Here is a 24,219-nt window from a genome sequence, read left to right as displayed (position 1 = left end):
CGCCGATGTGTCATCCGGCTCGGCTTCCCTCCACCAGTTGAATCCCACCGCTTCACCCCTCCTGATCGCCTGCCATTGGTAAGGCACCCGCCGCCGGGGAACCGATGAAGGATCGGATCAACCCGGCGGCGAGGCCGGTATCCACCTTGTCTGCCGAGCTGACTGCGAACGGCCACAACCTGTGTCACCGTGGAGACATGGACGACGCCGGGATCGGGGAACGTACCGCCAGGGCGCGCAAGCTCGCTCGGCTCACACAGCCACAGCTTGCGCAGAAGGCGAACGTGTCGATGTCGCTGCTGCGCAAGGTCGAGCGAGGCGACCGCCCCGCCTCGCCCGCGTTCATCGCGGCCGTGGCCCGAGCGCTGGGTGTGAACGTCGAAGCTCTGACCGGGCAGCCCTATGCCCCAGTGCGCGTCGACACTGCGGCACACGCCGCCATCCCTGGACTGCGACGCTCGATCCTGGCGTTCGACGATGAACCACTCACCGGGCCAGTGAGGTTCGAGGATTTGACTGGGGCGCTGCATCGGGTCCGGGAGAGCAGGCACCGGGGTCGGTACGGTGACCGCATCGCCGAACTGCCGGACGTGATCCACGGTTTGCATGTGCTCGCAGGCGACGAGCCTTCCGAGCATCGCCTGGCGGCGATCTATTCGACGCTCGCCTATGCCTATAACAGCGCGTCATCGATCGCCTACCGGTACGGCTACCTCGATCTCGCCGGGCTGGCCGCCGAGCGCTGCGTGTGGGCCGCTGAACGCAGTGGTGACCCGGCGTGGCCGATCGCGGCGGAATATCATCGCGCGGTAATCCTGCTGTACTCCGGCGCGTACGCCGGTGGGCTGCGGATCGTTGAGCGCGCGTACGCCGCCAGCGAGAAGCTGCCCACGACACCGGAGGTCCTCGCGGTGCGGGGCGCGTTGCACCTGCGGGGGTCGATACTGTCGGCCCGTGCGCTCGACGCCGATACCGCCAACGCACATCTTCAGGAGGCACGCCGGATCGGCGAGGCGATCAGCTCTGACCGGTATCAGGAGTACGGGACCAGGTTCGATCTGCCGAACGTCGACATTCATTTCGTCGCTGTACCGGTCGAACTGTCCGATGGGACCACGGCCGTATCCCGCGCAGGGCAAGTACGCCTACCGGCGTCGGTCGCACCCTCCCGCGCCGGGCATCACTGGATCGACGTGTCTCGCGCATGGTTGCTGCACGGTGACAAGCAGCGTGCCCTGACCAGCCTCGAACAGGCGCGAAAGATCGCGCCGGAGCTGACCCGCAACCACCCTCAGGTGCACGAGACCGTGCGGGTGCTCGCACGCGCACGGCGCAGCGCAGACGCATTGGCGAACTTCGCCAAGTGGGCCAACGTCAAATAGGACGCTGCGGGCTGGTGATCTCTCTCCTCGCCCGGTAACGCGTCACCGACCCGTACGGCCTGGAGACCCGGCGGGGCAGGGACGCGACATACTGTGCCGCCCTACTTCTTGCGGCCGGTGAACTCGTCCATCGAGTGGTAGACCCCGACCGTGTCGAGGAACAGGTCACGCAGCTTGATCGGCAGCAAACCGGAGATCGCCTTGTTCAGGCGGGAGGTCCAGGGCAGCACGACCAATGGAGTGCCGCTCTTCATCTCGCGCCACGAAGTGTCGACCACATCCTGCTGTTCCAGGATCGGGGTGAACAGGAATCCCTTGGCGCCATCGAACATCCCGGTGTTGATGTAGGTCGGGCAGACGGTGGTGACCTTCACGTGGTCGTGGCCCGCCTGCTCCAGCTCGATGCGCACCGAGTCCGACCAGCCCAGCGCCGCCCACTTGGACGCGGCGTAGACGCTCATGCGCGGATTCGACACCAGGCCCGCCGACGAGGCGATGGTGAGCACCCGCGCCTCGGTGGAGCCCGCGACCATGGCGGGCAGGAACTCGAGCGTGACGTACATCGGGGCGAGCGAGTTGATCGCGATCGTCTTGTCGATGTCGGCGCGATTCTCGGTTTCCCAGAAGTAGCTGTTGCCGCGCACGATGCCCGCGTTGTTCACCAGGATGTCGATGCCGCCGACCTGGTCGCGCACGGTCGCCGCCGCCTCGGCGATCGCATCGGACGCCGACACGTCGACCACGTGGTGATCAACGGTGCCGCCGAGGCCGGCCAGTTCGGCGGCGGTCTCCTTCAGCGCGGCCTCGTTGATGTCCCACAGCACCACCGCCGCGGCGCCTTCGCGCACCGCACGCTCGGCGAACAGCTTGCCGAGCCCCATCGCGGCTCCCGTGACCAGGACCCGCTTGCCCGCAACCGTGTTCAGTTTCATCCGTGTCTTTTCCTGATCCGTGAGTCGTGCGAGTTACTTCTGCCGCAGCGTCTTCATCACGCCGAAGTACAGCGTCATGGTCTTGGCCCACATCGCCTCGGACATGCCGGGCAGCGGCGCGATCGGCAGCACCCGCTGCACCGCGATGGTCTGGGTGTCGATGTACTTCAGCAGTCCTTCGGGGCCGTGCCTGCGCCCGGTGCCGGAGATGCCGAGCCCGCCGGAGGGCGCGTCGGCGCTGCCCCACGCGGCGATGAAGCCCTCGTTGACGTTCACCGAACCCGCGTTGATCCGCGCCGCGACCGCGCGGCCGCGGGCGGTGTCCTTGGTCCACACGCTGGCATTCAGGCCGTAGGCGGTGTCGTTGGCCTGTTCGACGGCTTCGTCGTCGCTGCTCACCCGGTAGATCGACACCACAGGACCGAAGGTCTCCTCGCGGTGGACGGTCATCCCGGGCCGCACTCCGGCCAGGACGGTCGGTTCGTAGAAGTACGGGCCGAGATCCGGGCGAGCGCGACCGCCCGCCAGCACGGTGGCGCCCTTCGCGACCGCGTCGTCGACATGCGCGGTGACCGTGTCGAGCTGCCGCTGGAAGGTCAGCGATCCCATGTCGCTGTCGTAATCCAGCCCGGCGCCGAGCTCGAGCTTCTCGACGTGCCCGACGAATTCGGCGACGAAACGGTCGTAGACGCTGTCGTGGACGTAGATCCGCTCCATCGACTCGCACAGCTGCCCCGCCGAGGCGAAGCAGGCACGGATGGCGATCTTGGCCGCACGGGACACGTCCGCATCGGCGAGCACGAGCAGCGGATTCTTGCCGCCGAGTTCGAGCGAGTACCCGATCAGCCGCTCGCCCGCCTGCTGGGCGATGGTCCGGCCGGTCGCGCTGGAGCCGGTGTAGTCGACGTAGTCGGCGCGAGCGATCACCGCACCGCCGATCACCGACCCGCGGCCGAGCACCGCCTGCCAGAGTCCGCGCGGCAACCCGGCGCGGACAGCGGCGTCGATGGCCCACAGCGCGGTGAGCGCGGTCTGGTTGTCCGGGCGGGCGACCACGGCATTGCCCGCGACGAGGGCGGGCAGTGCGTCCGAGACGGCCAAGGCCAGCGGGTAATTCCACGGCGAGATGACCGCGACCACGCCCTTGGGCCGGTGTCGTACGTCGACCCGGGTGAGCACCGGAAGCACGCCGCGCGGTCTGCGAGTGGCCAGCAGCCGGTCGGCCACCGAGGCGTAGTACCTGGCGTTCACGGCTACGTCCCCGACCTCGTCGAAGGCGTGTGCGCGCGCCTTACCGGTCTCGGTCTGCACGATGTCGAGGATGGTGTCCTGTTCGGCGAGCACGATGTCGTGGAACCGGCGCAGCACCGCGACCCGTTCCCGGACCGGCCGCCGCACCCACTGGCGCTGCGCTTCCCGCGCGGTCGCGAACGCGTCCTCGATGTCGGCGGCGGAGGACTGCGGCAGGTCGGCGATCTTCGCGCCGGTCGCGGGCGCGAACACCTCGACCGCGGGGGCGCCGCCCGCGACGGCGTGTGCCAGCAGCGGCCGCACCAGCGACGAAGGCAGCGCGTCGGCGGTGGCCGACTGGGAGGCGGTCGTCATGATCGGCCCTCTCGAGAACGGTGGGCTGCGCCGCACGCAACCACCATTTAATGAACAGTGATGTTAGATTAATGTCTATGTCACACCTCGTGTCAAGCTGTTCGTCGTGGGACACAGGTATGCCGGGAGCGCCGTTGTGAGGCGGCACGATGTCCGCTGAGACCACGACCGCGCGGCGCGGGCGGCCGCCGCAGACCCGGGAACAGGCCGAGGAGGTGCGCGCCCGCATCGTGCTCGCCACCGCGGAAGTGTTCACCCGCACCGGTTCCCGTGGGCTGAGCGTCGCGCAGATCATCGAACAGGCGGGGCTGGCGCGGCCGACGTTCTACCGCTATTTCGGCAATGCGACCGAACCGCTGCTCGCGGTGCTGGACAGCTCCAACGACGGGTTGGTCGGTGGCATCCGCGCGGCGCTGACCGGCACCGACGAGCCGGTCGAGCTGGGTATCCGGCTGATCGACGCCTACCTGGACTGGGCGCGTGGGCATGGTCCGATGCTGCGTCCGCTGTTCGCCGAGCTGCACGATCCGGGTTCGCCGGTGTCCGCGTATCGGGAGCGGGCACTCGACGACATCCGCGCCCTGGTGCGCGAGACCTTCACCGAGCTGGGCCGCCCCGTCCCGAGCCCGCTCGACCTGGACGCCGCACTGCATCTATGCGAGTACGTGGTCTACCGGATCTCCGCGGGCACCGCACCCGGTGCCGAACCGGACGCGGACACTGTCGCGGCCGCACGCCTGACGATGATCCGAGTGCTGCTCACCACCATCGGCACCCGGACCGATCTGGAGTACGCGCTCACGCTGCCAACGATATTTCCCGCCGAACCGTAGGCGGAACCGCTGGTCAGCGCGGCACCGGGTGGCTGTCGGTCCTGCGCTGTTCGACGCGGTGGATCGGGTCGCGCACACGCGGGTCGCGCGCGAGCCTGCCGTCCAGCACCACGTTGATCACGCCACAGCAGCGCGTCGGGCTCCCATTGCGGCGGCCCGATCCCCTCGGCGAGGGATTCGCCCGCATCGTGCACGGGCAATCACCACCGCTCGGTGTGCAGCGAGACCGCCGTGTCGTGCAGCACGAGCACGACACGCGCGGCCTCGGCCAACGGCGCCAGGGCCGCAGACGTACACCGCGGCCCAGATCGGCGTCGATTCGTGCATTCCATCGTGTGTCCTGGCAATCTATTGATGACATCAACCGCTGTCAACATCACATGATGTCAATTCGATTGCTGTGAGAGGATGACGCCATGGTCGAAGCGGACGGGTCGATTCCGGGTATGCGTCGCTGGCGCGGACTCTCCCCCGCCGACCGCGTCGCCGCACGCCGGGAACAACTGATCGAGGCGTGTACGGAGTTGATGGCCACCATCGGCGCCGCGGAGACGTCGATGCGGGGCGTATGCAGGCAGGCCGGGCTGACCGAGCGCTATTTCTACGAGAGCTTCCCCAATCTGGACGCGCTGCTGACGACCGTGCTCGACACCGTGGTCCTCGGCGCGCGCGACCGGCTGCTCACCGAGCTGCCCAACGCACCGAGCGAGCGCGACGCGATGTTCTGCCACATGGTCGGCGTCTTCACCGACTATCTGGTGGAGGACCGCCGCCGCGGCCGGATCATGTTCGTGGAGTCACAGGCCACGCCGGTGCTGATGCCGCGGGCGAACGAGCTCATCGGCTTGTTCACCGCGCCGATCGCGTTCACCATCAGCGCGGGCGACTACGCCGATCCGGTGCCCGACGCGCACGACATCGCACTCAACGCCAACGCCATCTTCGGCGCGCTGGCCTACCTCTACCGCCCCTGGCTCGACGGCGAGATCCCGGTCTCACGGGAACGTTTCGACGAACATGCCGCCGATGTCATCGAGCGGATCGCGACGGCACGCTCGTCGCTCGGCACCGAAGCATAGTGGCCGCTGTCGGACGCAGTCCGTCCTCAGCCGCGCACGGCCGGAGCGGAGGCACGGCGGTACGCATAACGCGCACGGCCGGAGCGAAGGCACGGCGGTACGCATAACGCGCACGGCCGGAGCGAAGGCACGGCGGTACGCATAACGCGCACGGCCGGAGCGAAGGCACGGCGGTACGCATAACGCGCACGGCCGGAGCGAAGGCGGAGGTACGCCTAGTCCCGGGACCCGACTTCCGCGTGCCGCCGCGCCCGTTCGAAATGCATGGCCCGGTCGGCGATCCGGCTGTATCGCAGCGTGAATACGTCGCGCAGATAGTTCATCCGCAACCGCCACGGGGCACGATCACCTTGCACCGGGAACAGGCTCGCCGCACGGCGCACGTAGCCGGGGGTGAAGCCGGTGAACAGTGATTCGGGGCCGACCGCCGGGTCGCGGACCGGAACGCAGCGCGCGTATCCGTGCTGATCCATGTGTCTCAGCAGCCGAACGACATACTCCGACACCAGATCCGCCTTCAACGTCCACGAGGCGTTGGTGTACCCGATGACGAAGGCGAAGTTCGGCACGCCGGACAGCATCATCGCCTTGTAGGCCATGGTCGCCGACGGCGTCACGGGTGTGCCGTCCACTACGAGTCCGACACCGCCGAAGACTTGCAGGTTCAAACCCGTCGCGGTGATCACGATATCGGCAGGCAGCGTCGCCCCGGAGGCCAAGCGCAGACCGGTCTCGGTGAAGGTCTCGATCCGGTCGGTGACCACGTCGAGCACACCGTGACGAATGGCGCGGAAGAAATCGCCGTCGCGCGCGAGGCACAATCGCTGGTCCCACGGGTTGTACCGGGGTGTGAAGTGGGCGTCGATGTCGTAGCCCGCGGGCAGCCAGCGCCGCTGCCAGGCGCGTATTCGTTTGCGCATACCCTCCGGATTGCGCCTACTGAACTGGTAGAGCGCGGTGGAGATCGCGACGTACTCGGCGCGGGTGAGCGCGTACGCGACGCGCGCGGGCAGCAAGCGGCGGACCGTCAGCGCCAGCCGGTCGCGGGAGGGTGCGGAAATGATGTAGCTCGGACTGCGCTGCAGCATGGTCACGTGCGCACCCTGCGCGGTGAGCGCAGGCGCGAGCGTCACCGCGGTGGCGCCGCTGCCGATGAGCACCACCCGCTTGCCCGCGCAGTCGAGTCCCTCCGGCCAGAACTGCGGATGCACGATGGACCCGGCGAACCGTTCGGCGCCGGGGAACTCCGGCGCATACCCGGCGTCGTAGCGGTAGTACCCGGAGCAGGAGAACAGGAAGCCCGCGGTGAACGTGACGGTTTCGCCGGTGTCGGTACGCTCCGCGGACACCGTCCAGCGGTTGTCCGCACCGGACCACTCGGCACGAACCACTCGATGACGGAAACGGATACGGCGGTCGACGCCGTTTTCGGCGGCGGTCTCGCGCAAGTAGTCGAGGATGGCGCTGCCGTCGGCGATCGAGTCCTCCCCCAGCCACGGCTTGAACCGGTAGCCGAGGGTGTACATGTCCGAGTCGGAGCGAATGCCGGGGTAGCGGAACAGATCCCACGTTCCTCCCAGGGCTGCCCGGCTCTCCAGGAGCAGATAGGTCCGCCGCGGGAAGGCCCGCCGCAGGTGGCAGGCCGCGCCGATGCCGGAGAGTCCGGCGCCGACGATGAGCACGTCCACGTGCTCGACTGCGGTCGTCATGACTCTCCTCTCCATCCTCCGCAGAACGTCCTGGTACACCGCGGCGACACTGGTCCCGCCTCAACCCTATCTCCCCAGGTAGCGGGTTCGAGACACGAGCCGGCGGGCCGGCGACGGGAGACCCGGGTTCCCTTCCACCACAACAGGGTTCGCAAAATGGACAGGCCGGACAGACCTCGCGGTACCGACCGGTCACGTAATGCGAGACTCGCAGTGAACTCACTCACATCCACCGGTGGGCACAACCCGCCGACCGCGCGCGAACAACCACCATTCGGCAATAGCCGATCAGTTGCCATTCCGAATGCGGCGGATTCGCCGGCCTCGCGCCCCGTACGCGGTGCCGAATGCGAAACAGGCGGACAAATGGATCCGTGCGGCCGAATCGCAATGCTGCGAACGCCATAGCCAGTCGATCACCAGTTGGTGATACCTAACGAAACATCAAGTCCGGGTAGTGATTTCCGTCTCAGACGGTCGTCGCGCCGCACCTATAGCCATCCGTTGTTACTGTCGGGTAGTGTCAATCTCACCGACGATCAGAGTCGATCCGGAACCGTATATGTCCACGATTTCAGGAGCGCTCGTGTCTCATTCTCGCTTCGAATCCATCGGCGCCTATCTGCCATCGAAAGTCGTCACCACAGATGAACTACTGGGCCGAATGAAGGAACGCCCTTCGTTCGATCTTGAGAAAATCACCGGCGTCCGTGAACGCCGGGTGCGCGACACTCGACCGGAAACTCACGAAGATTCGTTCACTCTCGCCATAAAGGCCGTCGAGGACTGTCTGTCCAGGTCACAGTATGGCCCAGAGGACATCGACGTGATCATCTCCACCTCGATCTCGCGGAGCAAGGATGCCACCCGCTTGTATATGGAGCCCTCGTTCGCCTTGTCGATCAGCCGTCTTATCGGTGCCAAGAACGCTATTGCGTTCGATATTTCGAACGCCTGCGCCGGAATGCTCACCGGCACCTACATCCTGGACCGGATGATCCGCTCCGGCGCCGTCCGAAACGGAATCGTCGTCAGTGGTGAAGCGATTAGCGCAATCGCCGACACCGCGGTAAACGAGATTTCCGAGAAATACGATCGGCAGTTCGCTTCGCTGACCGTCGGCGACTCCGGATGCGCCATCGTGCTGGACCAGGCCGTCGATGAAAACGATGTTATCCACTACATCGAGATGATGACGGCCGCGGAATACTCGCACCTGTGCCTCGGCATGCCGAGCGGCAAGACCCAGGGCGTGGCGATGTACACCGACAACCGCACGATGCACAACGAGGACCGTTTCCTGCTCGGCACCAACACCCAGCGCAAGTTCCTCGAGGCGCAGGGCAAGACCTTCGCCGACGAGAAGTTCGACTACGTCATCCACCACCAGTTCGGCGCCGCCGCCATTCCGTGGATGAACGCCATCGCCGAGCGTGAGTTCGGCAGCCCGATGCCGCCGGATCTCCGGGTCATCGAGAAGTACGGAAACACCTCCACCACATCGCATTTCATGGTGCTGCACGACCAGCTCAGCCAGCAGAGCCTCCCTGCGGGTTCGAAGTTGCTGCTGATCCCGGCGGCCTCCGGCATCGTCACCGGGTTCGTGTCCACCACCATCTCGTCGCTGAAGGTCTGAGGTCTGTCATGAGTGTGCGCATCAAGTCCACCGGCGTCAGCCGGGCAGGCGACAGCCACAGCATCGTCGAGCACACCGCCCGCGCTGCCAAGCAGAGCCTGCAGCGCGCCGGAATCCGTTCCGATCAGGTCGGCCTGCTGATCAACGCAGGCATCTTCCGTGATTCGAACATCATGGAACCCGCGGTGTCGGCGCTGATCCAGAAGGCGGCCGGCATCGGCCTGGAATACGCCAAAGACGACCCGAGGACCTTCTCGTTCGATTTGATGAACGGGGCGATCAGCGTGCTCAACGCGGTTCAGGTGGCCACCTCGGTCCTGGAGACCGGCAGCGCCGAGCACGTGCTGATCGTGTCCGGCGACACCCATCCGTCGATGACCCGCTACATCGCCGACGACGAGTTCCCCTATGCCACCTCCGGCGCGGCACTGTTGCTGGAGCGCACCGACGAACCGGTCGGCTTCGGCACGGTGCACAGCGTGAAAGGTGAAGGTACGCCGGCGGTCGAGGGCTATCTCGACACCACGACGATGGGCAACCAGGGGCGCGGCGTGATCACCGTGGTACGGGAGCCCGGCTTCGAAGACCGCCTGCTGGAGGTGGCCGTCGACGCCGCACGTCGAGCGCTGGCCGAGTCGGACCATGCCTCGCTGGGCGAGATCGCGCTGATCGCGTCGACGCCGGCACCGGAGTTCCCGGCGAAGCTGGCCACCGCCCTCGGCATCGACCAGCGATCGGTCCACACACCGGATCTGCGCTACGGCGACCCGCATACGGCCGCGCTCACCGCGGCGTACGACCTGGCGGTCGCGGACGACAAGCTCGCCGATTACCGCCAAGTGCTGTTCGTCGCCGCGGGCGCGGGTCCGGCTGCCGCGGCGGTGCTGTACCGGTTGCCCGTGCTCGTCGGGGCGCCTGCGTGACGACGGGAACCTACTGGCAGGCCATCGATCGGTTTCGTGCGGTCGTCCGCACCGACCCCGACCGCGTGGCGGTGCGCTACGCGGACGGGGTCGACCCCGATGGCCTGCCGGCCTACCGGCAACTCACCTACCGCGAGCTGGACCTGTGGTCGGAAACGATCGCCGAAAGGCTGGCCGCGGCGGGGGTCGGCGCGGGGACGCGCACGATCGTGCTGGTGCTACCGAGCCCCGAGCTGTACGCGATCATGTTCGGGCTGCTGAAGGTCGGGGCGGTGGCGGTGGTGATCGACCCCGGCATGGGCGTGCGGAAGATGTTGCGCTGCCTGCGCGCCGTGGACGCCGAGGCGTTCATCGGCATACCGCAGGCGCACGCGTTGCGCGTGCTGTTCCCGCGCAGCTTCCGCACCGTCCACACTGCCGTCACGGTCGGCAAACGCTGGTTCTGGCGGGGTGAATCGCTGCGGGCCTGGGGCCGGACGCCCACAGGTCGGGTGGCGCCGGGCCGTCCGGCCACCGAGGGCGACCTGCTGCTGATCGCGTTCACCACCGGCAGCACGGGACCGGCCAAGGCCGTGCAGTTGACCCACGGCAACCTGGCCGCGATGGTCGACCAGGTGCATATGGCACGGGGCGAAGTCACGCCGGAGGCTTCGCTGATCACCCTTCCGCTGGTCGGGGTGCTCGACCTGCTGCTCGGCTCGCGCTGCGTGCTGCCGCCGCTGATCCCGAGCAAGGTCGGCGCGACGGATCCCGCGCACGTGGCGGACGCGATCCAGAAGTTCGGGGTGCGAACCATGTTCGCCTCCCCGGCCGTCCTGATCCCGCTGCTCGAGCATCTGCGTGCCCACCCGGCCACGCTGCCGTCGCTGGACAGCATCTATTCCGGCGGGGCTCCGGTACCGGACTGGTGCATCGCCGGGCTGCGTGAGGTGCTCAACGAGGACGTACAGGTCGTCGCCGGGTACGGATCCACCGAAGCGCTGCCGATGTCGACCATCGAATCCCGCGAACTGCTGGATGGATTGGTCGGGCGGGCGCACCAGGGCGAGGGTACCTGCATCGGCCGACCGTCCTACCAGGTGCAGGCACGAATCGTGGCGATCACCGACGATCCGATTGCGACCATGGCCCGAGCCGACGAACTCGCCGGCGAGCTGGAAACCACCCGCGGCATCGGCGAACTCGTTGTCACCGGGCCGAACGTCAGCACCAGGTACTACTGGCCGCAGCAGGCGAACGCACAGGGCAAGATCCTCGACGGCGATCGGATCTGGCACCGCACCGGCGATCTCGCGTGGATCGACGAGCAGGGACGGATCTGGTTCTGCGGACGCAAAAGCCAGCGTGTGAGCACGGCGCACGGACCGATGTTCACCGTCCAGGTCGAGCAGATCTTCAACACCGTCGCGGGCGTGGCGCGTACGGCACTGGTAGGGGTCGGCCCGCGTGGCGCCCAGCGGCCGGTGCTCTGCGTCGAAGTGAAGCCGGGCGCGGACCCGGACGTCGTCGAGCCCGCGCTGCGGGCCCGCGGCGCACAGTTCGACCTCACCAGCACGATCGCCGACTTCCTGGTCCATCCGTCCTTCCCGGTCGATATCCGGCACAACGCCAAGATCGGGCGCGAACGACTCGCGGTGTGGGCGGCAAATCGGCTCGGAACGGACACATAACACAATGAAAACAACTGCATTCAGGGCGATTCCCGTACTCGGGTGGTTGTATCTGGCCGGCGGCGTGCTGGCCGTGGCAACCGACCGTGTCCCGGACAGCCGACTCCTGCGCACGGTGTGGTGGATCGACGCGTTCCTCAGCGTGGTGGTGCACGCGGCCCAGATTCCGGCGGCCCTGCGCGCCGCCGAGGGCTCGGGACGCGGTCGGATCGAGACCGCCGTATTGACGCAGATCTTCGGCTTGACCTGGTGGCGAACCCAGCCCGGCAAGGAGTGAGAGCAATGAGCAAAGTTCTGGTAACCGGTGCGTCCGGATTTCTCGGCGGGGCACTGGTGCGCAGGCTCGTGCGCGACGGCGAGCACGCCGTATCGATTCTGGTGCGCCGCACCAGTAACCTGGCCGACCTGCGCGACGACATCGACAAGATCGAGCTGATCTACGGCGATCTCACCGACCCCGTCTCGCTCGAGCAGGCGACGCACGGCGTCGACATCGTGTTCCACAGCGCGGCGCGGGTGGACGAGCGCGGCACCAGGGAACAGTTCTGGAACGAGAACGTCCGGGCCACCGAGCGGCTGCTCGAGGCAGCCCGGCGAAGCGGAGCCGGACGATTCGTGTTCATCTCCAGCCCGAGCGCGATGATGGACTATTACGGCGGCGACCAGCTCGACGTCGACGAATCGGTGCCGTACCCGCGGCGCTACCTCAACCTGTACGCGGAGACCAAAGCCGCGGCCGAACGAGCCGTCCTGGCCGCCGACAGCACCGGATTCCGCACCTGTGCCCTGCGCCCGCGCGCGATCTGGGGTGCGGGCGACCGCTCCGGTCCGATCGTGCGGATGCTCGGCCGGGCCGGCGCGGGGACCTTGCCGGACCTGTCCTTCGGCCGCGCCGTCTACGCCTCGCTCTGCCACGTCGACAACATCGTCGACGCCTGTGTGAAGGCGGCGGACTCGGACGCGGTGGGCGGCAAGGCGTATTTCATCGCCGATGCCGAGAAGACGGAGGTCTGGGGCTTCCTCGGCGAGGTCGCCACCAAGCTCGGGTACCAGCGACCGACGAGGAGACCCAACCGCACGGTGCTCGACGCCGCGGTGCGCGTCATCGAGACGATCTGGCGCATCCCGGCCGTTGCGACCCGCTGGTCGCCTCCGCTGTCGCGCTACACCGTCGCGCTGCTGACCCGCAGCGCCACCTACGACACCACCGCAGCCGCACGAGATTTCGGCTACCAGCCGGTCGTGGACCGCGACCGCGGGCTGACCGACTTCCTGGCATGGCTGAAAAACCAGGGCGGGGCGGTCGAACTCACCCGAAGTCTGCGCTGAAGACCGGGATCGGAGGCCAGCATGAGCAACGCCACCGTCTTCCGCAGGAAGATCACCCCTACCGAACGTCTGTACTTCTTCACCCGGACCGTGACACCGCCGTTCGTGATGCACCTAGCCGTCCACGGCGACGGCAGCCTGGATCCGGCGGCGTTGCAGCGGGCCGTCGACGTGGCCTCGGCCGCCAACCCCGGCGCACGCCTGATCCGCGACGGTGACGAGTGGGTGGACTGCGGTCTGGCCGCCCGCGTGCGTCACGTGCCGGGTTGGTCGCTGAACTACGCCGCGCTGGAGAACGATGCGGTGCTGAACACACCTATCGGTCCGACTCCGGACCGGACCACCGAAGTGCTGCTGGTCACCGGAGAACAGACCACCGTCGTGTTCCGCGCATTCCACGGCGTGATGGACGGCATGGGCCTGCGCGTCTGGGTGGACGACGTGTTCCGCGTACTGCGCGGATACCCGCCGCTCGGCGCGCCCGACCCGATCGCCGACGCCGAACTCGTCGCCCGGATCGGCGCGCCGGGCAGACCGACCCTGGTGCTGCCCACCTTCAAGGCGGCGACCGGGCGCGGCCGCCAGAACCGGACGGCCGCGCGCTGGCTGCTGCGTCACCGCACGATCAACGCGACCGGCAAGGGCATCGTCGCACGGGTCGCGGCGATCCTGGCCGCCGAGTCGGGAGCCAAGTCGCGCTTCATGATTCCGGTCGACCTGCGCAGGCACGACCCCGCCCTGCGCTCCACCGCCAACCTGGCGCTGCCGCTGTTCCTCGACGTCGCCCCCGGCGAGAGCTGGGCGGCGATCAGCACCCGAATGCGCAGCGGGCTGCGGGAAAAGCGGGAACTCGACCAGCTCGACAACGGGCGGCTGTCGAAATTCCCACCCGGCGTCATCCGCGGCGTGCTGCGCACGAGCAACTGGGCCGGGGCGCGGCTGAACCGGAACCTGGTGTCGGCCACCGTGTCCCACATGGGCACCTTCGATCTGGACGAGATGGCGGTCCCCGGCTGGACGCCGACCGGCGTGCGGGTGCTGCCTCAGCACAGCGGCGCGATGCCGCTGCTGTTCGCCATGGTCGAAGCGGGCGGGAAGCTGGAGCTGAGCGTCTCCTGCCGCAACGGCGCCGGCATCGAGGCTCGGTTGGAGGCGCTGTTGGACAAGATCGCCGCCCGGCTGGAGGCCGAGCTGGCGCCGCATGAGGTGGTCGTGCGATGACCGCCCCGATCCGCTTCGTCCTTGCCCGGCCCCGCACGGTGCTCGCCGTCCTAGCCGCGGTGATGCTGCTGGCCGGTCTGGTCGGACTCGGAGCATCCGACAAAGTCACCGCGGCCGGATTCATCGATCCCGGCAGTGAGTCGGCGCGCGTGGACGAGCTGGTGGGCGAGCACTTCGGCCCGCAGAATCCCGACATCGTCGTCCGGTACACCGCACCGGAGGGACAGACGCTCGACGATATCGGCCCCCGCGTCCAGGAGTCACTCGCCCAGGTCGACCCGGCCATGCTGCAACGCCCCGTCGAAACCTATTGGAATGCCGGGTTCGCGCGTAAGCAGTTCCTACGTTCGGCGGACAATCGGCACGCCCTGGCGGTGGTGTACCTCGCCGGTGACGCCAACCAGCGGGTCAGCGTGTATCCGGACATCGAACCGAAGCTGCGCGTTCCCGGTGTAGCGACCGACCTGTCCGGCTACAGCGCGATCTCCACCGAGATCAACGTGCAGTCCCGGCACGATCTCCTCCGGGCCGAAACCCTGTCGCTGCCGCTGACGCTGGCGATCCTGGTGGTGGTGTTCGGCGGTTTCGTCGCCGCGTCCTTCCCCGTGGTGGTCGGCGGCCTGACGGTGCTCGGCGCGATGGGAGCGATTCGCGCGCTCGCCGAGGTCACCGAGGTGAGCACGTTCGCGGTGAACGTCGCCTCGCTGCTCGGGCTCGGCATGGCCATCGACTACGGGCTGTTCCTGGTCACCCGGTTCCGCGAGGAGGTCGCCGACGGGCACGACGTGAAATCCGCGATCACCCGCACCTACGCCACGGCCGGCCGCACCGTCGCGTTCTCGGCGCTGCTGCTGATCTGCGCGTTCGCGGGCACGTTCGTCTTTCCGCAAGCGGTGCTGCGGTCGCTGGGCATCGGCGCGATCACCGCGGTGGCGCTGGCCGCCGGGCTCTCGCTCACCGTGCTGCCCGCTCTACTGGCGCTGTTCGGCGCGCGCATCGGCACCGCGCGGGCCACCGACCGCACCGAGCGGTTCTGGGGACGCCTCGTCGACCGCGTCCTGCGGCGACCGGGTCTGGTGACGGTCGCCGTCGGCGCCGCCCTGCTGGTGTTCGCGGCTCCGCTGACCGGACTGCGGCTCGGCGATATCGACCATCGCGCACTGCCCGCGGGCAACCAGATGCGCACCACCGTCGAGGAACTCACGGAGCAGTTTCCCGCGGCGGGCAGCGGGGTCACCGCCGTGCTGCACGGAGTGGACGGGCCACCGCAGTCGGCAGCCGTCGACGCGACGGCGTCCGCACTCGGCAAAGTCGAGGGTGTGCGGCAGGTCGTGCAAGTAGGTCGTGCGGAGGACTTCGTGGTGTTCCACGCGTTCCTCAGCAACACCGACCGCACCGAAGCAGCGGGTGCAACGGTGCGTGGCATGCGCGAACTGACTCCGCCGGACGGCACCGTGGTGTGGATCGGCGGCGATACGGCGGCCACCGTCGACAGCGTGCGCTCGATCGTCGCCCGAATGCCGTGGATGATCCTCGTCATGGTCGCCGCGACGATGGTGCTGCTGTTCGCGGCGTTCCGCTCGATCGTGCTGCCGCTCAAGGCGGTCACCTTGGCGTTCCTCAGTCTGGCCGCCACGTTCGGTGTGCTCACCTGGATCTTCTGTGGCGGACACCTGTCGGGTGTGCTCGGCGTGAGTCCGGGACCGATCGTGGCGGGGATGCTGGTCCTGATCATCGCCGTGGTGTTCGGACTGTCGACCGACTACGAGGTATTCCTGCTGTCGCGCATGGTCGAGGCACACGACGCGGGCGCGAACACCGCGGCGTCGGTGCGTATCGGCACGGTCAAGACCGCCCGCGTCATCACCGCCGCAGCGACCCTGCTGGTGATCGTCACCGGGGCGTTCACCCTGTCCCCGCTGGGGCCTATGCGCTTCCTCGGGCTCGGCATGATCATCGCCCTGGTCGTGGACGCCACTCTGGTCCGCATGCTTCTGGTCCCCGCGTTGGTCCAGCTGATGGGCCCGGCCAACTGGTGGTCGCCGCGGCGTCGCCGTCGCATCGTCCCGGCCACCGTCGACCGCATCGAGGAACGCACCCCGACGAGCGCTTGATCGAGCACCTGGTGGCCGTGGACGCCACGGCCACCAGCTCGTTGTCCCTGCGATCCGCTGCGAGCCACACCAGACATGCCCCGGCATCGCTATCGCCGCAGCGCTTTCCACGCGGCGTAGCGCACCGGCATGCAGACCGCGCAGGGGCGGTAGCCCGCGGCGACCGCGTCCGACTCGCTGGCGAAGAAGACCCTATACGGGCGGTACGCGCCGCGAGCCAGGGCGCGCAGGGCCGAGGGGCAGTCGAGGCGGCCGTAGATCCGGCTGCGGCGGTGGCCGCCGTACCGGCCAGGGGTGGCGCTGCGGTACGGTCGGCCGTCGGCGCCGAGCAACGTGTACACCGGCTATTCGGCGTCGTGCAGCACGAGGCCGAGCGTATGCCGCAGACCGCTACGCACGCGGCTGACACCGTGCCGGACCGGAGCGCGCGACCACCCGCGGCTGGACCGGATCGGACGATCGCGGGTGGTGAAGATCAACGCATGCCCCTGTTCCAGCACGGAGACAGTCGCTTTCGACTGGGCGCGCGGCCGTTGCTCCACGATCAGGAATTCCCCGCCGGTGTGGTCGGTACCGGGCCGATCCAGGCCGATGACCACCTGAAGCGGAAAGACCAGGTCGCCGTAGAGGTCGCGGTGCAGGGCGTTCCAGTCACCCGCGGTGTAGCGCAACAGGATCGGGGTCGGCTTGCGCTGTCCCGCGGCGTGACAGGCGTCGAGCCACTCGGCGAACTCGTCCGGCCACGGGGCCGGATCACCGAGCCGCTCGGCCCAAGATCGAGCCAGCGGCAGCAGTTTCCGGTAGTACGCCGCACGCAGCGTCATGATCGGCTCGGGCACCGGTTCGGCGAAGTACCGGTAGGTGCCCTCGCCGTACCGGTAGCGCGCCATCTCGACGGTCGCCCGGAAGCGTGCAGTGTCGTCCCACATCGCGCTGAACTCGGCACACTCGTCCGGAGTGAGGATGGGCCCGCCGGCCGCGCAGCCGTAGGCGTCGAGCTCCTCGAGCAGCCCCGACCACGGTTGGGCATCGACCCGATCCGCCAGGGCCGCAGCGTCTTCCGACCGCCTCCACGTCTGCCCGGTCATGCCCGCACCGCACTGACACTCGACTTCGGCACTATGGTGTGCTCGCTCACGCCGCCTCCAGATTCAGCAGGGTGTGCTTCGCGGTGACGCCGCCGACGTACTGTCCGATGGACCCGTCGCCGCGCACCACCCGGTGGCAAGGAATCACTACGGGCAGCGGGTTGTGTGCACACGCGGAGCCGACCGCCCGCACGGCGCGTGGGTTGCCGACGGCCGCGGCCACCGCGCCGTAACTCGCGCGCTGCCCATAACCGATGGCGGGCAGATGCTCGATCACCTGGCGGCGGAACCCCGCCGTCAGCCGGAGATCCAGCGGCAGATCGAAATGCGTTCGAGCACCGGTGAAGTATTCGTCGATCTGCCGCACCGCGGCGTCCAGCCGCGCGGGCGCCGCGAGTATCCGCGGGCTGATCCGCGCGGACAGCATGGCGAGCACCGCGTCGTGGTCCTCGGTGGGATAGGCGACGCGGACCAGGCCCGCAGGCGTGGCGGCCAGCAGCAGCGCGCCCACCGGGGTGTCGACCGTGCGATAGGCGACATCGAGCAGATCCGCGGCCTGCGCTTCGGCCACCAATCGCGCGTGCAGGGTGGCGAGCAGGTCGGCGTCGGGAGTCAGCGCGCGCGACAGCCCGTTCAGGTCGCCGCGATCGAGAGTGGCCATCATGCTTGATCCTTTGGGTAGAGCTTGCGCAGGGTCTTCAGGCCGTCCGCAGCGGCGCGGCGGGCGGCGTCGGGGGAATTGCCGAGCAGTTCGGCGATCTCCGCGTGCGGAAGCCCGGCCAGGTAGTGGTAGGCGACCGCTTGGCGCTGCTTGGTCGGCAGCGCGCGCAGAGCGGCCCAGAGATCGGGGTCGTAGTCGGCTGGGTCGGGGTCGGCGGCGGGACGTTCCGGCAGCGTCGCGGCCGGCACGGGCGCGCGGCTGAGCGACCGGCCGACGTCGATCGCGCGGCGGTGCGCGATCGTGACCAGCCACGCTTCGATGTTCGTGTCCGAGGAGAGGCCGGGAAACGCGCGCAGGGCCGAGAGAAACGTCTCCGACCACGCGTCGGCCGCGTCGGACGGACCGAGCACCGCCCGGCAGACGCGCAACACCATCGGGCCGTACTCGGCCACTATTTCCTCGAACGGGGGGAGACTCACACCGGGTAGACGCCGCGGGCGGCGCGAACGTGAGATTTCATCAGGGACGCGGTTTCCCTTCCTGCCGCGACAGTCCGCTGGCGCGCAGCACGCGGCGCGCGATGCCGGCGCGGATGGACTCCTCGGTTCCGATGATCCGCACGTGGCGGCGGGCCCTGGTGATCGAGGTGTAGAGCAGTTCCCTGGTCAGCAGGGTCGACTCGGGCTCGGGCAGCACGATGGAGACGGTGTCGTACTGGCTGCCCTGGCTGCGGTGGATGGTCATGGCGAAGACCGTCACCACCGCGGGGAATTGGGTGGGATGCACCAGGTACGGTTCGCTGCCGCGTTGCAGCGCCGCCCGTAGTGAACCGTCGGGCATGCGCACGACGACGCCGGTGTCGCCGTTGTAGATGCGCGCCTCGTGATCGTTCGCGGTCACCAGCAGCGGCTGGCCGGGGTACCACGGCGCCTGGTAGGCGTCGGGACCCGCTCCCCCGCCAGCGGCCCACTCGGCGGCCATCCGGTCCCAGCGTTCGACGCCGAAAGGCCCTTGGCGATGCGCGCACAGCAACCGGTGCGATTCCAGCGCGCTGAGCGCACCCGCCGCATCACCCTCGAGCGCCGCGCCGGTGACCGCGTCCGCCGCACGGACGACGTCCGCACGCACCGCGGTCAGGTCATCGGGCCCGCTCAGCGAGAGTTCGTCGCCGCCGGCACGCAGCAGCGCGAGGGCGGCGTCCGCGTCACCGGCCCGCACCGCGACGGCCAAGTCGGCGATCCGGCCGCCGAATCTGCGGCCGCGGGTCAATCGCACGATGCCGCCGCGCAGACGGGTCCGCTCCAGCGCGGTCAGCGCTTCCGCATGATCGGCGGACGCTGCCGTTTCCGGGCCGAGAATCTGGTCGAGTACCGGGTTCGGGGTGGCGGCGACCGGTCCGGCGACGAGGTCGGCCAGCACGGCACCCGCGTCGACCGAGGCGAGCTGGTCCGGGTCGCCGACCAGGACCAGGCGGGTGTCCGGGCGCAGCGCGGCCAACAGCCTGCTCATCATGGTGAGCGAGACCATCGACGTCTCGTCGACCACGATCACGTCGTAGGGCAGGCGATTGAACTCGTGATGTCTGAAACGGGTGCCGCGGCCGCGTTGCCAGCCGAGCAGCCGATGCAGCGTCGCGGCGGTGAGTTCCGGTAACCCGAGCGAATCGGCTTGCTCGCGAACGGCTTCCTGCAGCCGCGCGGCCGCTTTGCCGGTCGGCGCGGCCAGCGCGATGCGCAGCGCGGGCAGCTTCGGCTCGGCCTTGCGGTGTGCGGCCAGCAGCGCGATGATCCGCGCGATCGTGTGGGTCTTCCCGGTGCCGGGACCGCCCGCCACCACGGTGGTCCAATGCGTCGCGGCGAGCGCGGCAGCCAGGCGCTGGCGATCCGGCGCCGCTGCGGCCGATGCGTCGAACAACCGATCCAATTCGCGGCGCACGATCCGCGGGTCGGCTACCGGGTGGTGGGCGGATCGCTCGGTGAGCACCCGGCGGATCGTCTGCTCCTGCCGGTAGTACCGATCCAGGTAGAGCAGCGGACCCGAATCGCCCGGCCCCTGGGATTCCACCAACCGCAGCGGCCGCAGCGGCCCCGCCGGTCCGCCGCACACCAGCGGGCTGACCCGCAGCGCGGCGACCACCGCCGCGATGTCCGGCCACGGCAGCGTCGCCGGATCGATGCCCGCGTCCCAGGTTTCGTCGGCGTCGACGCCGATCTCCCGCATCCGGTGCAGTTCCAGGCACACCGAGCCGGAACGCACCGCCCGCACGGCCAGCGCCGCCGCGAACAGCACCTGCTCGGCGGGTTCCCGGCCCAGCCTGCCCAGCCGCAGCGCCACGTGCACGTCGGCGGCCGACAGCACACCCGCCTCGTTGAACGTACGCAGCAGGCCGGTTCCCCGCTGCGCCACTTGGATCGATGTCATCCTGCGGTCTCCCCGGCCAGCAGCGCCGACAGTGCGACGACCAGATCGGCGGGCGGGTACCAGTCGAAGACACCACAGCCGGGCGGCGTCGCCGGTCCGATCATGCCGCGCACGAACAGGTATCGAACGCCGCCGAGGTGGCGCGCCGGGTCGTAGCCCGGCAGTCGCCAGCGCAGATATCGATGCAGCGCAACGGAATACAGCAGCGCCTGGAGCGGATAGTGGGAGCGCGACATCTCGGCGGCCATCCGATCGCGCGTGTAGTGCGCGACGGTGAGATCGCCGGTGCCCAGCCGATTGGTCTTGTAGTCCACGATGACGAACCGTGGCGCCGCGCCGTCCGTGACACGCAGCACCGCGTCGATGCTGCCGGTCAGGTAGCCACGCAGCGGGATGTCCGCCAAGCCTGCCACGAGGTCCGCGTATCCGTACAGGTCGTCGTCCGCCGGGAGGTGGGCACGCAGCAGGTCGGCGATCCGTCGCAGCGTCGCCGCGGTGGCGCCGGTCCGGTCGCCACCCGCCAGCGGCAGTTCGAACTCGAGCTCGGTGAGGCGGTCGCGGCCGGCGACGTCGGCCAGACAGCCGCCCTCGAGCGGCGTCCGCAGCACCGCGAGCAGCGCGGTGGCGAGCTGTTCGGGGTCTGCCTCGGCCATCAGCTCCGCGACCGCCGCGCGGCAGCGTGCGCCCACCTCGGTCGCCAGATCGGCACGATCGGTGTCGATCCGTTCCAGCACGCCGTGCACGAGGGTGCCGAACTCTGCGCCGTAGGGCAGCGCGTTCATCAGCGAGGCGGCTCCGGTCGGCTCCGGCTCGGCGCCGATCGGCGGCGTGCTCGCGGGCTCGTCCCCGGGACCCCTGGCGTCCTCTGGTTCACTGTCGGTGTCGAGCACGGCGGGTCCGTGCGCCGACGCGGTGAGCGCCGAGTACGAGGTGCGCCGCCACTGCTGGTCCAGGACGCGGTCGAACCGCGCGGTCGCCAGCTCGCCGAGCGCGGGCTCGGTACGCACCCGCCGGATCTCGGCGTCGTCGCTTCCTGCCACCGCCGTCACCGAGATCGCCGCTCCCGCGTCCTCCGCCCAGGCCGAAAGGGCGGACCCGGCAACGGCATCCGCGGGCACGGTGGCGCGCGCGGCGACCGCGGCGCCGCGGTCGGCTCGCCCGAAGACCATCCGGTGCAGCGGGGAGGCCGCGGTGGTGATCGCCGGCGCCCACCAAGCGACGATCTGGCACATCGCCCGCGTGAGCGCGACGTACAACAACCGCAGCTCCTCGCCCGCCTCCTCGGCTTCGCTGCGTGCCTTGCGTTCGGCGTAGCCCGGGGCGTCCTGGCCGCCCACGTCGAGCACGCGCGCCCCGTCGTCGTCGTGGAACAGCAGCGTCGCGGGGTACGGGTTCTTCGCGCTGTCCCAGGCGAACGGCAGGTAGACGACCGGGAATTCCAGCCCCTTGCTGGCGTGCACGGTCGCGATCTGCACGGCGGCGGCGTCCCGGTCCAGCCTGCGGCTGCGGTCGGCGACGGCGCCGGAGGCCGGATCGCGGACCCGGTCGGCCAGCCATCGGGTGAGCGCGGTCAGCCCGAGTCCCTCGCTGAGCGCGACCTGGTCGAGCAGTTGCGCGATGTGCCGCAGGTCGGTGAGCAGGCGCTCCCCGTTCTCCACGGCGAGCAGCCGCTGCGCCAGGCGGGCTTCGGCGGCGATCTGCTCGAAGACGGCCGCGAATCCGGCACGAGTGAACAGCCGCGCGGCCTCGCGCAACTGCGCACTGATCCGCCCGACGAGATCGGCTCCGCCGCTATCGATCTCGGCCGCGGTGACGCCGAACAGCGGGGTGCACGCGGCCAGCCGCACCCGGTCGCCACGGTGCGGCTGTTCCAGCGCCCGCAGCACCCACAGCCAGTCGCTCGCACTGCTGGTCGCGAAGACGCTGATGCCGCCGGCGAGCACGGAGGGGACGCCGACGCGGTCCAGCGCGGCGCGTACCACGTCGATCTGCGAGCGGGTCCGCACCAGCACCGCGACATCACCGGGTCCGATCGGCCTGCGCGCCGCGTCTCCGGGCAGCGAGGCGCTCGAATCCGCCGCGGAGACGACGGGCTCGGCTTTCGCGTCGAGCAACACACCCGATTCGAGAAGGCGGACGATGTCCGCGGCCAGATCGTCGGCGACCTCGGCCCGCATGCGGCCGACGGACGGGAACCCGGACTTGTTCAGCGGCCCGGCGCCGGTGCGGGGCAGGCACCGGACGCGCATCGGGGTGGTCAGCTCGTCCGGACCGGACAACCGCGACCACGGCCTGGTCGCGGTGACCGGATGCACGCCGATCTCCTTGTGCCCCAGCGCCGCACCGCCCTGCAGGTGGTCCAGGGCGGCCAGCAGTCCCGCATCGCTGCGCCAGTTGGTGGTGAGCTCCTTGCGGGTGCCCGCGTGCGCGACCGCGTCCAGGTAGCTGAGCACCTCGGCGCCGCGGAAGGCGTAGATCGCCTGCTTCGGATCACCGACCAGGACCAGGGTGGTGTGTCCGTGGAACGACCTGCGCAGGATGTCCCATTGCAGCGGGTCGGTGTCCTGGAACTCGTCGACCAGAGCGACCCGGTAGCGGGCGCGGATGCGGCGGCAGGCGCGCGGGCCGTGCTCCGGATCGGCGAGCACGTCGTGCAGCAGCACCAGCAGGTCGTCGAAATCGCGCAGCCCGGTCAGCCGTTTGCGTCGTTCGGTCTCCGCGCGGGCGGCGCGCGCGAACGCCACCCGCTCGCTCGCACCGGACTCCCCATCGGGGACGAGCACCGCGTGCCGGTCCCGCACCGCGGCCAGAGCGAGTGTGCGGGCTTCCTTCACCGGGAACGGAGGTTCGGCACGGGCGTAGCGGTGGAGGTACAGGTCGTCGACGACCGTGGCGACGAGGTCGTCGACGGACTCCACCAGCCGGGTGCCGGGATCGTGTTCGCCCGCGAACCCGAGCTCGTCGAGCATCCGCTGGCAGAAGCTGTGCGTGGTCGCGATGGTGCCCGCGTCGAAATCCGACAGCGCCGTCAGCAGGCGCCGCTGCCGCAGCCGGACCTCCCCTTCGTCGGCGTCGGCCAGGTACCGGACCAGCTCGTCGGCGTGTGCCCGCGCCGCGTCCGGGTCGGCCAATCCGGCGGCGACGGCGACGAACCGGTCGCGGGTGCGCTCCCGCAGCTCCTGGGTCGCGGCGCGGCTGAACGTCACCAGCAGCAGCCGGGACACCTCGATGCCCGCCTCGGCGACGTAGCGTACGGCCAGCCCGACGATGGCATGCGTCTTGCCGGTCCCCGCGCTGGCTTCCAGCGCGGTCGTTCCGGTCGGCAACGGCCCGTACGGCTCGAACGCGTCGGCCGTGCCGAACGCGGGCGCGATGAAGGAGGTTTCCTGAATGGTCACGCGTGCCTCCCTCCTGCGTGGCCGGACGTCACGCGGTCCGCGGACATCGCGAGCACGCGGTGGACCGGCCACGCCGCGCGGGCCTGGTTCGTCGATGCGGCCGAACGCGACTGTCCGAGCTGCCATTCTGCCGTGCACTCGACCGCCGAGGGGCGACCAACACGCGCCGCGGCGGTGTATTCCACCCCTTCGCACCCAGCCGCTCGCAATCGGTGGCG

The 24,219-nt window shown here is 69.3% G+C and carries 19 protein-coding genes; 10 read left to right on the top strand and 9 right to left on the bottom strand.

Translation table 11 applies throughout. The features are described from left to right. Positions 1-197: 197 nt before the first annotated feature. Positions 198-1,382, top strand: a complete 1,185-nt coding sequence (locus OHA40_RS28585; RefSeq protein WP_330229941.1) for a helix-turn-helix domain-containing protein — start codon at positions 198-200, stop codon at positions 1,380-1,382. Between the two features lie 101 nt (positions 1,383-1,483). On the opposite strand, the gene OHA40_RS28580 is transcribed toward OHA40_RS28585, so the two are convergent. Both OHA40_RS28580 and OHA40_RS28575 read right to left on the bottom strand, forming a co-directional pair. Continuing rightward, on the bottom strand, positions 1,484-2,314 hold the full coding sequence (locus OHA40_RS28580) for an SDR family NAD(P)-dependent oxidoreductase (protein ID WP_330229940.1): 831 nt from the start codon (positions 2,312-2,314) through the stop codon (positions 1,484-1,486). 33 nt (positions 2,315-2,347) lie between these two features. Further along, the gene (locus OHA40_RS28575; protein WP_330229939.1) at positions 2,348-3,919 is read right to left on the bottom strand and encodes a succinic semialdehyde dehydrogenase; all 1,572 of its coding nucleotides are present in this window, start codon (positions 3,917-3,919) and stop codon (positions 2,348-2,350) included. A gap of 149 nt (positions 3,920-4,068) precedes the next feature. Between OHA40_RS28575 and OHA40_RS28570 the strand changes: the two genes are divergently transcribed. Beyond that, positions 4,069-4,752 carry a TetR/AcrR family transcriptional regulator gene (locus OHA40_RS28570; RefSeq protein ID WP_330229938.1) on the top strand — a complete coding sequence of 228 codons (684 nt, stop codon included), beginning with the start codon at positions 4,069-4,071 and terminating at the stop codon, positions 4,750-4,752. 416 nt (positions 4,753-5,168) lie between these two features. After that, positions 5,169-5,831, top strand: a complete 663-nt coding sequence (locus tag OHA40_RS28565; protein WP_330229937.1) for a TetR/AcrR family transcriptional regulator — start codon at positions 5,169-5,171, stop codon at positions 5,829-5,831. A 215-nt stretch (positions 5,832-6,046) separates the two neighbouring features. Here the strand turns inward: OHA40_RS28565 and OHA40_RS28560 are convergent, their stop codons facing one another. Beyond that, entirely contained in the window at positions 6,047-7,540 is a 1,494-nt protein-coding gene (locus OHA40_RS28560; RefSeq protein WP_330229936.1) for a flavin-containing monooxygenase, read from the bottom strand. A gap of 586 nt (positions 7,541-8,126) precedes the next feature. On the opposite strand from OHA40_RS28560, the gene OHA40_RS28555 reads away from it, so the two are divergent. The 7 genes from OHA40_RS28555 to OHA40_RS28525 are packed head-to-tail and all read left to right on the top strand — an operon-like array spanning position 8,127 to position 16,433. Then, positions 8,127-9,176: a 3-oxoacyl-ACP synthase III family protein gene (locus OHA40_RS28555; RefSeq protein ID WP_330234419.1), complete on the top strand. Its 1,050-nt coding sequence runs from the start codon at positions 8,127-8,129 to the stop codon at positions 9,174-9,176. A gap of 8 nt (positions 9,177-9,184) precedes the next feature. Next, positions 9,185-10,099, top strand: coding sequence for a hypothetical protein (locus tag OHA40_RS28550; RefSeq protein WP_330229935.1), 915 nt, complete (start codon positions 9,185-9,187; stop codon positions 10,097-10,099). Further along, the gene (locus tag OHA40_RS28545) at positions 10,096-11,769 is read left to right on the top strand and encodes a fatty acid CoA ligase family protein (RefSeq protein WP_330229934.1); all 1,674 of its coding nucleotides are present in this window, start codon (positions 10,096-10,098) and stop codon (positions 11,767-11,769) included. The genes OHA40_RS28550 and OHA40_RS28545 overlap by 4 nt, the downstream gene beginning before the upstream one ends. 4 nt (positions 11,770-11,773) lie before the next feature. Further along, positions 11,774-12,046 carry a hypothetical protein gene (locus OHA40_RS28540; RefSeq protein WP_330229933.1) on the top strand — a complete coding sequence of 91 codons (273 nt, stop codon included), beginning with the start codon at positions 11,774-11,776 and terminating at the stop codon, positions 12,044-12,046. 5 nt (positions 12,047-12,051) lie between these two features. Continuing rightward, positions 12,052-13,098: an NAD-dependent epimerase/dehydratase family protein gene (locus OHA40_RS28535; RefSeq protein ID WP_330229932.1), complete on the top strand. Its 1,047-nt coding sequence runs from the start codon at positions 12,052-12,054 to the stop codon at positions 13,096-13,098. Between the two features lie 21 nt (positions 13,099-13,119). Next, positions 13,120-14,319, top strand: a complete 1,200-nt coding sequence (locus OHA40_RS28530) for a peptide synthetase (RefSeq protein WP_330229931.1) — start codon at positions 13,120-13,122, stop codon at positions 14,317-14,319. Beyond that, entirely contained in the window at positions 14,316-16,433 is a 2,118-nt protein-coding gene (locus OHA40_RS28525) for an MMPL family transporter (RefSeq protein WP_330229930.1), read from the top strand. Before OHA40_RS28530 ends, OHA40_RS28525 begins: the two co-directional genes overlap by 4 nt. 89 nt (positions 16,434-16,522) lie before the next feature. Here OHA40_RS28525 and OHA40_RS28520 read toward each other — a convergent pair whose 3' ends face one another. Genes OHA40_RS28520 through OHA40_RS28495 form a run of 6 tightly spaced genes read right to left on the bottom strand, consistent with a single transcriptional unit; the run spans position 16,523 to position 24,001 of the window. Next, complete coding sequence (locus tag OHA40_RS28520; RefSeq protein ID WP_330229929.1) at positions 16,523-16,774, bottom strand: Ada metal-binding domain-containing protein; 252 nt, start codon at positions 16,772-16,774, stop codon at positions 16,523-16,525. Between the two features lie 3 nt (positions 16,775-16,777). Then, the gene (locus OHA40_RS28515) at positions 16,778-17,521 is read right to left on the bottom strand and encodes a 2OG-Fe(II) oxygenase (RefSeq protein ID WP_330229928.1); all 744 of its coding nucleotides are present in this window, start codon (positions 17,519-17,521) and stop codon (positions 16,778-16,780) included. Between the two features lie 46 nt (positions 17,522-17,567). Further along, entirely contained in the window at positions 17,568-18,182 is a 615-nt protein-coding gene (locus OHA40_RS28510) for a methylated-DNA--[protein]-cysteine S-methyltransferase (protein WP_330234418.1), read from the bottom strand. Then, a complete protein-coding gene (locus OHA40_RS28505) occupies positions 18,182-18,661 on the bottom strand; it encodes an RNA polymerase sigma factor (protein WP_330229927.1) in 480 nt (159 codons plus the stop codon). The genes OHA40_RS28510 and OHA40_RS28505 overlap by 1 nt, the downstream gene beginning before the upstream one ends. A 40-nt stretch (positions 18,662-18,701) precedes the next feature. Next, positions 18,702-20,603 (bottom strand): exodeoxyribonuclease V subunit alpha, encoded by a 1,902-nt coding sequence (recD, locus tag OHA40_RS28500; RefSeq protein WP_330229926.1) that lies wholly within the window; start codon positions 20,601-20,603, stop codon positions 18,702-18,704. Further along, positions 20,600-24,001, bottom strand: coding sequence for a UvrD-helicase domain-containing protein (locus tag OHA40_RS28495; protein WP_442943836.1), 3,402 nt, complete (start codon positions 23,999-24,001; stop codon positions 20,600-20,602). Before OHA40_RS28495 ends, recD begins: the two co-directional genes overlap by 4 nt. Positions 24,002-24,219: the final 218 nt, after the last annotated feature.

Origin of the sequence: Nocardia sp. NBC_00508, from assembly GCF_036346875.1 — a bacterium.
Taxonomy (GTDB): Bacteria; Actinomycetota; Actinomycetes; order Mycobacteriales; family Mycobacteriaceae; genus Nocardia.
Note: the sequence above shows the minus strand (reverse complement) of the source record. Positions and strands in the feature narration are given on the sequence as shown.